Source organism: Pseudomonas sp. D1HM, from assembly GCF_019266105.1.
Classification (GTDB): domain Bacteria; phylum Pseudomonadota; class Gammaproteobacteria; order Pseudomonadales; family Pseudomonadaceae; genus Aquipseudomonas; species Aquipseudomonas taetrolens.
Genome location: NZ_LRMN01000018.1, coordinates 126,487 through 137,374, shown reverse-complemented (window position 1 = coordinate 137,374; position 10,888 = coordinate 126,487). Strand labels below are relative to the sequence as shown.

Annotated in this window: 10 protein-coding genes; 9 read left to right on the top strand and 1 reads right to left on the bottom strand. The window is 59.5% G+C overall.

Translation table 11 applies throughout. The annotated features are described in order from the left end of the window. The first annotated feature begins 460 nt into the window (after nt 1-460). The 9 genes from AWM69_RS18225 (at nt 461) to yegQ (ending at nt 10,072) form a co-directional block, all read left to right on the top strand. Complete coding sequence (locus AWM69_RS18225; RefSeq protein ID WP_131653152.1) at nt 461-1,714, top strand: OprD family porin; 1,254 nt, start codon at nt 461-463, stop codon at nt 1,712-1,714. Nucleotides 1,715-2,028: 314 nt separating this feature from the next. Then, complete coding sequence (locus tag AWM69_RS18220; protein WP_218727838.1) at nt 2,029-2,856, top strand: NAD(P)-dependent oxidoreductase; 828 nt, start codon at nt 2,029-2,031, stop codon at nt 2,854-2,856. Between the two features lie 47 nt (nt 2,857-2,903). After that, nucleotides 2,904-3,791, top strand: coding sequence for an SMP-30/gluconolactonase/LRE family protein (locus tag AWM69_RS18215; protein ID WP_131653154.1), 888 nt, complete (start codon nt 2,904-2,906; stop codon nt 3,789-3,791). A 69-nt stretch (nt 3,792-3,860) separates the two neighbouring features. Beyond that, on the top strand, nt 3,861-4,844 hold the full coding sequence (locus AWM69_RS18210) for a TRAP transporter substrate-binding protein (RefSeq protein ID WP_218727836.1): 984 nt from the start codon (nt 3,861-3,863) through the stop codon (nt 4,842-4,844). A 62-nt stretch (nt 4,845-4,906) separates the two neighbouring features. Further along, the gene (locus AWM69_RS18205; protein ID WP_131653156.1) at nt 4,907-5,434 is read left to right on the top strand and encodes a TRAP transporter small permease; all 528 of its coding nucleotides are present in this window, start codon (nt 4,907-4,909) and stop codon (nt 5,432-5,434) included. Then, entirely contained in the window at nt 5,435-6,715 is a 1,281-nt protein-coding gene (locus AWM69_RS18200; RefSeq protein WP_131653158.1) for a TRAP transporter large permease, read from the top strand. A gap of 121 nt (nt 6,716-6,836) precedes the next feature. Continuing rightward, nucleotides 6,837-7,751, top strand: coding sequence for a DMT family transporter (locus tag AWM69_RS18195; protein ID WP_218727834.1), 915 nt, complete (start codon nt 6,837-6,839; stop codon nt 7,749-7,751). Between the two features lie 27 nt (nt 7,752-7,778). Next, complete coding sequence (locus AWM69_RS18190; protein ID WP_218727833.1) at nt 7,779-8,663, top strand: aldose 1-epimerase; 885 nt, start codon at nt 7,779-7,781, stop codon at nt 8,661-8,663. 68 nt (nt 8,664-8,731) lie between these two features. Beyond that, nucleotides 8,732-10,072 (top strand): tRNA 5-hydroxyuridine modification protein YegQ, encoded by a 1,341-nt coding sequence (gene yegQ, locus AWM69_RS18185; RefSeq protein ID WP_131653161.1) that lies wholly within the window; start codon nt 8,732-8,734, stop codon nt 10,070-10,072. Between the two features lie 31 nt (nt 10,073-10,103). Here yegQ and AWM69_RS18180 read toward each other — a convergent pair whose 3' ends face one another. Further along, nucleotides 10,104-10,832: a dienelactone hydrolase family protein gene (locus AWM69_RS18180; protein ID WP_131653162.1), complete on the bottom strand. Its 729-nt coding sequence runs from the start codon at nt 10,830-10,832 to the stop codon at nt 10,104-10,106. Between the last annotated feature and the right edge of the window lie 56 nt (nt 10,833-10,888).

The window sequence follows — 10,888 nt, the reverse complement described above, 5'->3', positions numbered from 1 at the left end:
AAGGCGGTTGTACGATCACAGACTGCAGACGACATCAGCCCCGGTTAATACCGACCGAGGCTTTAGCCCGGGGCCCCGGAATTGATTAGCAGACACTGGATTGACAAAGCGCTTGCAGCTGTAAATAATCGGCCAAAGTTGTACGACAACGGATAACAAAAACAACAATAATGAGCAAGGAACTTCCGTATGCCAACGCTCCTCTGCGTACTCCATCCTGCCGCATCGACCCCGCGTGCCCGCCGCCCTCAAGCGCCAGGCAGTGAATCTTTCTTTCGAGTCCGCCCCTCAACCTGTACGATCTCTCCCGATTTTGCTGGGGGTTAGTCCACACGCAAAAGACTCACTCGCATTCGCGGCTTGAGTCATCGCCCACATGGGCACTCCATATAGCCTCCGCATAACGGGTCGCAATACAGGCCGAGGAGGACATATCCGTCAAAAAGGGAGCAAAACAATAATGAAACACAAAAATACTCGACCGTTGATTCTGATGGGGCTGGGGAGCATGGCGCTGGCCTTGCCGCTCACAGGCATGGCTGAAGGCTTTATCGATGACACCAAAGCCACGTTGAATCTGCGCAATGCCTACATCAACCGCAACTTCACCAACCCGGCCTACCCTCAGGGCAAAGCCGAAGAGTGGACCCAAAGCTTCATCCTCGACGTCAAGTCCGGCTTTACCCAGGGCACCGTCGGCTTTGGCGTGGATGTACTGGGCCTGTACTCGCTGAAACTGGATGGCGGTAAAGGAACCGGTGGAACCCAATTGCTGCCGATCCATGACGACGGCCGCCCGGCCGATGACTTCGGGCGCCTGGCTGTCGCCGGCAAGGCAAGAATCTCCAACACGGAACTGAAAATCGGCGAATGGATGCCGGTGCTGCCGATCCTGCGCTCCGATGATGGTCGCTCACTGCCGCAAACCTTCCGCGGTGGCCAGATCACCTCCAAGGAGTTCGACGGCCTGACCCTGTACGGCGGCCAGTTCCGCGGCAACAGCCCGCGAAACGATGCGAGCATGGAAGACATGTCGCTCAACGGTAAAGGTGCCTTCACCTCCGACCGTTTCAACTTTGGCGGTGGTGAGTACAGCTTCAACGAGAAGCGCACTCAGGTCGGCCTGTGGTACGCCGAGCTGGAAGATATCTACCAGCAGCAATTCCTCAATGTCTTGCACAGCCAGCCGTTTGGCGACGTGACCCTGGGCGCAAACCTGGGCTATTTCCAGGGCAAGGAAGACGGCAGCAAACTGGCCGGCGACCTGGACAACAAAACCGCTTACGCCCTGCTCTCCGCCCGCTACAAAGGCAACACGCTGTACGTCGGCCTGCAAAAAGTGGGTGGCGATGATGGCTGGTTCCGCGTCAACGGCACCAGCGGCGGCACATTGGCCAACGACAGCTACAACTCCAGCTATGACAATGCCAAAGAAAAGTCCTGGCAACTGCGCCACGACCTGGACTTCGCCGTGCTCGGGGTTCCGGGCCTGGTCATGATGAACCGCTATATCAGCGGTGATAACGTGCACACCGGCACGATCACCGATGGCAAGGAATGGGGACGCGAGTCGGAACTGGCCTACACCGTGCAAAGCGGCACCTTCAAGAGCCTCAACGTGCGCTGGCGCAACTCGACCATCCGTCGTGACTACAGCAGCAACGAATTCGATGAAAACCGTATTTTCATCAGCTATCCGCTGTCCCTGCTGTAACCCCCCTCTCCACCGCAGCTGCCGCAGGGACGCGGCCGCTTTCTACCGGTCAATGGTTAACGGACATCCCCGGCCGTTGCCCCCTATCCAAGCCTTGTGTCGATCCTTACGTCGGCTTTTCAGCCCGGCGCGACCTCTCCTCACTCCCCACCCCGCTGCTAATGACGAGCTCTGTCCCGGACAGATGGCAAATTGATTTCATCCCGCGCATTTTTCGCCTCACTGCGCATTGACAACCACTGCATTGACTGTGAATAATCCGACCCAAGTCATACGACAACAGATGACATTAATAAGAAATGCAGGGATTTTTGATGACAACCACTCGTACTGTCCAAACCCCCTTCAATCGCCTTCTTCTCACCGGTGCTGCCGGTGGCTTGGGGAAGGTGCTCCGCGACAGCCTGAAGCCTTATGCCAAGGTTCTGCGTCTCTCAGATATCGCCCCCATGGCCCCTGCTGCCGATGCCCGTGAAGAAGTCCAGATCTGCGACCTCGCCGACAAACAGGCGGTTCACCGGCTGGTCGAGGGTGTCGATGCGATTCTGCACTTTGGCGGGGTTTCGGTAGAGCGCCCGTTCGAAGAAATCCTCGGTCCGAATATCAGCGGCATCTTCCACATTTATGAAGCGGCACGCCGTCACGGCGTCAAACGTGTGATCTTCGCCAGCTCCAACCATGTGATCGGCTTTTATAAGCAGGACGAAACCCTCGACGCCCATGTGCAGCGTCGTCCCGACAGCTACTACGGCCTGTCCAAGTCCTACGGCGAAGACATGGCCACGTTCTACTTCGACCGCTATGGCATCGAAACCGTGAGCATCCGCATCGGCTCGTCCTTCCCCGAGCCGCAAAACCGCCGAATGATGAGCACCTGGCTGAGCTTTGATGACCTCACCCAGTTGCTTGAACGTGCGCTGTACGCGCCGGATGTCGGCCACACCGTGGTCTATGGCGCCTCGAACAATGCCAACGTGTGGTGGGACAACCGCTTTGCTGCGCACCTGGGGTTTGAACCCAAGGACAGCTCTGAAGTGTTCCGCGACAAGGTTGAAGCCCAGCCGATGCCGGCCGCCAATGACCCAAGCAGGGTGTATCAAGGCGGTGCCTTCGTCGCAGCCGGGCCGTTCGGGGACGAATAAACCGCGCTCAGCTCCCGAATAATAAAACCGACAGAGATCGAGCTGCCATGACTGCTGAACTGATTATCGATGCACGCAATGCGACCGGCGAAAGCCCGGTCTGGGACGCTGCGCAACAGGCGTTGTACTGGGTGGACATTCCTGCCGGGCGCCTGCACCGCTGGACCCTCGCCGATGGCCGCCATCAAAGCTGGCAAGGCCCGCAAATGCTCGCGTGCATTGCTCAAAGCGGTGATGGCAGCTGGATCGCCGGCATGGAAAGCGGCCTGTTCAACCTGCAATTGCACAGTGATGGCCGCCTCGATGCCAACCTGTTGAGCCCGGTCACCCACGCCCAACCGAACATGCGTTTCAACGATGGTCGTTGTGATCGACAGGGCCGTTTCTGGGCCGGGACCATGGTGATGGACATGGCCGCAGGCGCACCGGCAGGCGCCCTGTACCGCTACGCCACCGGGCAAAGCGCCCCGCTCACCCCTCAGCTTGAGGGGTTGATTGTCCCTAACGGGCTGGCCTTCAGTCCCGACGGCACCCTCATGTACCTCTCCGACTCGCATCCAGACGTGCAGAAAATCTGGGCATTCGACTACGACATCGACAGCGGCATACCCCATAACCGTCGTCTGTTGGTGGACATGAATCACTATCCCGGCCGCCCCGACGGCGCCGCAGTCGACGCCGAGGGCTGCTACTGGATCTGCGGCAATGACGCTGGCCAGATTCATCGCTTCACCCCCGAAGGCAAGCTCGACCGCTCATTGCACGTCCCGGTGAAAAAGCCTGCGATGTGTGCCTTTGGCGGCGCGAACCTGGACACCCTGTTTGTCACCTCGATCCGCCCTGCGGGCGACATCAGCGATCAACCGCTGGCAGGCGGCGTATTTGCCCTCAATCCCGGCATCAAGGGGCTGCCAGAGCCCGCATTCAAACACTGAAGACTGACTGCTTTCCCGGTAATGCTGATCCGACAACTTTTATAAAAACAACAAAATTTGGAGTTTCACATGAATTTCAAACGCACATCGCTCATCGCTGCCCTGCCGCTGGCTTTCTGCCTCAGCGGCGTCGCCCAGGCCGAAATCAAAATCAAGTTTGCCGAAGTTCACCCCACCGGCTACCCGCCCGTGCTCGCCGAACAGGAAATGGGCAAGAAGCTTGAGGCGCAAAGTAACGGTGACATCAGCTTCAAGATGTTTGCCGGCGGCGTGCTGGGCTCCGAGAAGGAAGTGGTTGAACAGGTGCAGTCCGGCGCAGTGCAAATGACCCGGGTCAGCCTTGGCATCCTCGGCCCCGTCGTACCGGAAACCAATGCATTCAACTTGCCGTTCGTGTTCCGCGATCAGGCCCACATGCGCAAAATTATCGACGGCGAAATCGGCCAGGAGATGCTGGATAAAATCACCCATTCCGATTTCAACATGGTCGCCTTGGCCTGGATGGATGGCGGTACCCGCAACCTGTACACCAAAGAGCCGGTCCGCACACTGGCCGACCTCAAGGGCATGAAAATCCGCGTCCAGGGCAATCCGGTATTTATCGACACCATCAATGACATGGGCGGCAACGGTATTGCGATGGCCACCGGAGAGATCTTCAGTGCCTTGCAAACCGGTGTGATCGACGGCGCGGAAAACAACCCGCCTACGTTCCTTGAACACAACCATTACCAGAACGCCAAATACTTCACCTGGACCGATCACCTGATCCTCCCGGAACCGATCGTGATCGCCAAAACCACCTGGGCCAAGCTCAGCCCTGAGCAACAGGCGCTGGTGCAAAAGCTGGCCCGTGAGGCGCAGATGGAAGAACGCGTGCTGTGGGACAAGAAATCGGCCGAGAGTGAAACCAAACTCAAGGCTGCCGGCGTGGAGTTCATCACCCTCACTGCGGAACAGAAAAAAGCCTTCTACGATGCGACTCAGCCCGTTCGTGACAAATACGGTGCGAACTACAAAGACCTGATCTCACGCATCGAAGCCGTTCAATAAGCCAGTCCGATTACGCCGCGGTGGCGGGCGCAAGCCCGTTTGCCGCCGCAGTGGTGAGCCCCATGAAAAATACCGTGCTGCGCTTCAATGACATGCTTTACAAGGTCTGTATCGGGATCGCCGGGTTGTCGGTACTGACCATGACCCTGATCATTCCGTGGGGCATCTTTGCCCGCTACGTACTGGGCAGCGGTTCCAGTTGGCCGGAACCCACCGCCATTCTGTTGATGGTGGTCTTCACCTTTTTTGGTGCCGCCGCCAGCTACCGCGCCGGGGCCCACATGGCCGTGTCGATGGCCGTGGAACGCATGCCTGAGCAGGTGCGCAAAATGGCTGCGGTGCTGGTACAGATTCTGATGGTGATCGTCTGCCTGTTCATGACGGTCAAGGGCTTCAAGCTCTGCGCCACGACCTGGAATCAATTTGTCGGTGAAATGCCGTCCTTGCGGGTAGGGATTTCTTATCTGCCGATCCCGGTCGGCGGTCTGGTAACCCTGATCTTCGTCCTGGAAAAACTCTTCCTGGGTGACCAAAGCCACCGCCGCGTTGTGCGGTTCGACATCGTAGAAGCCAGCGAAGAGGCCGTATAAATGGACGCTTTCGTACTGTTGGGCAGCTTTATCGCCCTGATCCTTATCGGCATGCCGGTTGCCTACGCGCTGGGCCTCTCGGCACTGATCGGGGCCTGGTGGATCGATATTCCGTTCGATGCCCTGATGATCCAGGTCGCCGGTGGCGTGAACAAGTTCTCCCTGCTGGCGATACCTTTCTTCGTCCTGGCGGGTGCAATCATGGCCGAAGGTGGCATGTCACGCAGGCTGGTGGCGTTCGCCGGGGTACTGGTGGGCTTCGTGCGCGGCGGCCTGTCACTGGTGAACATCGTGGCCTCGACCTTCTTCGGCGCAATCTCCGGCTCGTCGGTGGCGGACACGGCATCGGTCGGCTCGGTGCTCATCCCGGAAATGGAGCGTGCCGGTTATCCCCGTGAGTTCTCCACGGCGGTGACGGTCAGCGGCTCGGTTCAAGCCTTGCTGACCCCGCCAAGCCATAACTCGGTGCTCTACTCGCTGGCAGCCGGCGGTACAGTATCGATCGCTTCGCTGTTCATGGCCGGGATCTTGCCCGGGTTGCTGCTCAGTGCCGTGATGATGGGCCTGTGCATGATCTTTGCGCGCAAACGCAACTATCCCAAGGGCGAAGTCATTCCCCTGCGCACTGCCCTGAAAATCGCCGGTGAAGCGCTCTGGGGCATGATGGCCATGGTCATCATCCTCGGCGGCATTCTGTCGGGCATTTTCACCGCCACCGAGTCAGCCGCCATCGCGGTGCTGTGGTCATTCTTCGTCACCATGTTCATCTACCGTGACTACAAATGGCGCGACCTGCCCAAGTTGATGCACCGGGCGGTGCGTACCATTTCCATCGTGATGATTCTGATCGGTTTCGCCGCCAGCTTCGGCTACATCCTGACGCTGATGGAAATCCCGATGAAGATCACCACCGCGTTCCTGACACTGTCGGATAACCGCTATGTGATCCTGATGTGCATCAACGTCATGTTGCTGCTGCTGGGCACCGTGATGGACATGGCCCCGCTGATCCTGATCCTGACGCCGATCCTGCTGCCCGTGATCATCGGCATCGGCGTCGACCCGGTGCATTTCGGGATGATCATGCTGGTCAACCTGGGGATAGGCCTCATCACACCGCCGGTAGGCGCCGTCCTGTTCGTCGGCGCGGCAGTGGGTAAAGTCACGATCGAAAACACCGTCAAAGCCTTGCTGCCGTTCTATGCCGCGCTGTTGATGGTGCTAATGCTGGTGACCTACGTTCCGGCCATCTCGCTGTGGCTGCCAAGCATCGTGCTGTAAGAAGCACTCCAACCCTGTAGCCGCTGCCGAAGGTTGCGATGAGAGACACGTGTCCCCCATCGCACCTTCGGCAGCGGCCGCAAGGTGACCGATTCTGTCCAGCCAAGGAGGCTGGTTACTTATGTCTGCTCCTGCCTTGTTCCCCCGCCACATCGCGGTATTGATTCTCGTGCTGCTGGCTTGCGCCTTCGCCGGTAACCATATCGCCGCCCGAATTGCCTTCGACCATGACACCGGCTTGCTGCTGGCGATTCTGTGCCGCGCCGGAGTGACGTTGCTGGTGCTTACCAGCCTGGTGCTGTGGCAACGTGAACGCCCGCGGCTAACACCCAGCCAATGGCGCTGGCAATTGCTCCTCGGGCTGCTCATCGCGGCTCAGAGCTTTTTCATTTATTCCGCCGTGGCACGGATTCCAGTGGCACTGGCCTTGCTGATTGCCAACGTGGCCCCCATCCTTCTGGTGCTGTTGACCTGGGCGCTGGGCGGTGCCGCCCCGAGTCGGCGTGCCGCCTTGCTCATGGGCCTGATCATGTGCGGCCTGGTCTTTGCCCTCGACGTACCTGAGCGCCTGTCCAGTCAAGGCAGCACTGAAGCCCAATGGGGGGAAGGTATCGCCTTCGGCTTCGCCGCGGCCTCGGTCTTTGCCTGCGCGCTGTGGATCACTGATCACAAGTTGTCGAGTGTGCGAGGCAGCGTACGCAGCATGCTGACCATGATCATTGTGTTTGGCGCCGCCGCGCTGGCCGGCACCAGCGGTGTCATGCCGGGCGGTGTGTCGCTGCCCGGCTCGTCAACTGGCTGGATCGCCCTGGGCTGCCTGGTGGCGCTCTATGGGCTGGGGTTCTGCCTGCTGTTCATTTGCCTGACGCGCCTGAACATGGCCCGCAACGCCCCCGTCATGAACGTTGAACCGGTGGCAAGCCTGATGTTTGGCTGGTTGATTCTGGACCAGGTGCTCAGCAGCGGGCAGATCATCGGCGGCCTGATCGTGGTGACAGGGATCGTGTTACTGACCTGGCGGCGTGCCGCTGACTGATCTGTTCCCCCTTACCGGTAGAGGCCCATGAACCCAAGCCTGTTGACCCTCGAAGACGGACTGACCCGTCTGACCCTGGCCCCGCAGATCGGTGGCAGCATCCTGGACTGGCGCGTCATTGCCAGCGGCTACCCGTTATTGCGCCCCAGCAAAGCCGGCGCCCTGGACAAGGGCCAGGCCAACCAGTTGGCCTGCTTCCCGTTGGTACCGTGGTCAAACCGCATCGGGGGTGGCGGTTTTGACGGGCCGCAGCACTGGTTCGCCTTGCCGCCCAACAACCCGCCCGGGCCGCTGCCCATCCACGGCAGTGCCTGGCAACAAGCCTGGCACGTGATGGCGCACAGCGACCGGCATGCCTGCCTGCAACTGGAGAGCCATCTGCCCTTCGCCTACCGTGCGCAACTGCGCTATAGCTTGAGCGATGGCCAACTGAGCATCGAGCTTGAGGTCACCCATCAGGACGCCCAGGCCGCCTGGCATGGCCTGGGCCTGCACCCTTACCTGCCGCGCACCGCGCATACCCGGTTACAGGCACAGGCCGAATACGTCTGGCTGTGCGATGACGCCGGGCTGCCCACACAGCAGGTGCCCATTCCGGCTCAATGGGACTTCAACCACGCCGGCAACTTGCCTGAGGCACGTCTGGACAACTGCTTTGGCGAATGGGATGGCTGTGCGCTGATCAGTCAGCCAGATCTGGGCTATACCCTGGAATGTAGAGCCACGGGCAGCCCGTACTACCTGGTGTATTGTCCGCCGAAAGAGGATTTTTTCTGTTTCGAGCCGGTCAGCCATCCGGTCAACGCGCACCACCTGCCCGGCCGCCCGGGCTTGCAGCTACTGCATGAGGGGCAATCCGCACGCATGAGTTTCAGCCTGCGTTATCGCCCCCTGTCACAAGCTCGCGATTAGTAGATCCAGATCAATGGCTCCGGGGGCGGGCTCGTCTAGGATCGCGCCTTTTTACGAACGATCTGACTATGCGCCTTGCCCCGCCCGAACTCCTCGCCCCTGCCGGCACCTTGAAAAACATGCGCTATGCCTTCGCCTATGGGGCGGACGCCGTCTATGCCGGCCAACCCCGCTACAGCCTGCGGGTGCGCAATAACGAATTCGACCACGACAACCTGGCCATTGGCATCGCCGAGGCGCAGGCACAGGGCAAACGCTTTTACGTAGTGGTCAACATTGCCCCGCACAACGCCAAGCTGCGCACCTTCCTCAAGGATCTAGAGCCCATCATTGCCATGGCGCCCGATGCGCTGATCATGTCCGACCCGGGCCTGATCATGCTGGTGCGCAGTCACTTCCCGGACATGCCGATCCATTTGTCGGTTCAGGCCAATACGGTGAACTGGGCCAGCGTCGAGTTTTGGCGCCAGCAAGGCCTGAGCCGGATCATCCTGTCACGCGAGCTGTCGCTGGAAGAGATCGAAGAGATTCGCCAGCAAGTGCCTGGCATGGAGTTGGAGGTTTTCGTGCATGGTGCGTTGTGCATGGCGTACTCCGGTCGCTGCCTGCTGTCCGGCTACATGAACAAGCGCGACGCCAATCAGGGCAGCTGCACCAACGCCTGCCGCTGGAAGTACCAGGCCAGACCGGGCACGGAAAACGAACTGGGCAATATCGTCAATGTGGTTGAACCCACACTCGGTGCGGGCACACCCAGCCATGAGGTATTTGTGCTGCATGAGTCCGGGCGCCCGGATGAGCCCATGCCCGCGTTCGAAGACGAACACGGCACTTACATCATGAACTCCAAGGATCTGCGTGCCGTGCAGCACGTTGCACGCCTGATCGAAATGGGCGTTCACTCACTGAAAATCGAAGGACGGACCAAATCGCACTTCTACTGCGCACGCACGACCCAGGTGTATCGCAAAGCGATTGACGATGCCCTCGCAGGTCACGCGTTCGATCGCAGCCTGATGACCGATCTGGAATCTCTGGCCCAGCGCGGCTACACCGAAGGCTTTTTGCGGCGCCATGTCCATGATGAATATCAGAACTACCTGCATGGCAGCTCTCTGTCGCAGCGCCAGCAATTTGTCGGTGAACTGACGGGCGAGCGGCGTAACGGCCTGGCAGAAGTCAAAGTCAAAAACCGCTTTGCCCTGGATGACCATCTAGAGCTGATGACACCGCAAGGAAACTATCACTTCGACCTTGACCGCTTGCACAACAGCGTCGGGCTACCGATCCAGGTCGCGCCGGGAGATGGTCATACGGTGTACCTGCCCATCCCCGACCAAGTGAACTTGAACTACGGATTGCTGATGCGGGACTTGACGGTGAGCGAGGTCATGCAGCGTTCGCTGTGAGCGCTGCTTCGGACCTGCTGCACTGGCAAGATCAGTCCCTGAACACTTCATCCAGCAGATTATGCATGGCCGTAAACGCCCGGCTGGCGGTTTTAGCGTCATACATCATCTTGCCGGGGACGTTGGCGTGGGGATCGGTGAACGAATGCACCGCGCCGCCATAGCTGGTCAGTTGCCAATCCACGCCAGCAGCATTCATCTCGGCTTCAAACGCCGGTAGCTGCTCGCTTGGCACCAAGGGATCAGACGCCCCGTGCAACACCAGCACCGCCCCTTTGATGCTCTGCGCATCGACCGGGTTGGGGGTATCGAGTGTGCCGTGGAACGAGATGGTCGCTTTCAGCGGCGCGCCGCTGCGCACCAGCTCCAGCGAACAGCATCCGCCAAAGCAGAAACCAAAGGTCGCCAGCTTGTTGCTGTCGACCTGGGCCAGCCCCTGATTTTTCAGCATGTCATAGGCCGCCCACATGCGCTTGCGCAACAAGGCGCGGTCATTCTTGAGCGGCATCATCGCAGCGCCCGCCTCGTCCGCATTGGCTGGGCGGGTAGCCTGGCCATACAAGTCGGCAATAAGCACCACGTAGCCTTGTTCTGCCACGGATTTGGCGATCTCTTCAGCGCCGTCGCTGATGCCCATCCAGTTGGGAGCCATCAACAGACCCGGCAACGGATCTTCGCGGCTCGGGTCAAACGCCAAGCGGCCTTCGTAGGGTTGGCCATCGATTTGATACGCCACAGACGTGACCGTAATGGATTTCATGAAAAACTCCTGAGTTCAGAACAAAAAAAACCCGCCGAAGCGGGTTTTTTATAGCG

Bases quoted from the DNA above. Each gene is read 5' to 3' on its own strand.
- AWM69_RS18225 (WP_131653152.1), top strand. From the start codon at position 461: ATGAAACACAAAAATACTCGACCGTTGATTCTGATGGGGCTGGGGAGC.
- AWM69_RS18220 (WP_218727838.1), top strand. From the start codon at position 2,029: ATGACAACCACTCGTACTGTCCAAACCCCCTTCAATCGCCTTCTTCTC.
- AWM69_RS18215 (WP_131653154.1), top strand. From the start codon at position 2,904: ATGACTGCTGAACTGATTATCGATGCACGCAATGCGACCGGCGAAAGC.
- AWM69_RS18210 (WP_218727836.1), top strand. From the start codon at position 3,861: ATGAATTTCAAACGCACATCGCTCATCGCTGCCCTGCCGCTGGCTTTC.
- AWM69_RS18205 (WP_131653156.1), top strand. From the start codon at position 4,907: ATGAAAAATACCGTGCTGCGCTTCAATGACATGCTTTACAAGGTCTGT.
- AWM69_RS18200 (WP_131653158.1), top strand. From the start codon at position 5,435: ATGGACGCTTTCGTACTGTTGGGCAGCTTTATCGCCCTGATCCTTATC.
- AWM69_RS18195 (WP_218727834.1), top strand. From the start codon at position 6,837: ATGTCTGCTCCTGCCTTGTTCCCCCGCCACATCGCGGTATTGATTCTC.
- AWM69_RS18190 (WP_218727833.1), top strand. From the start codon at position 7,779: ATGAACCCAAGCCTGTTGACCCTCGAAGACGGACTGACCCGTCTGACC.
- yegQ (WP_131653161.1), top strand. From the start codon at position 8,732: ATGCGCCTTGCCCCGCCCGAACTCCTCGCCCCTGCCGGCACCTTGAAA.
- AWM69_RS18180 (WP_131653162.1), bottom strand. From the start codon at position 10,832: ATGAAATCCATTACGGTCACGTCTGTGGCGTATCAAATCGATGGCCAA.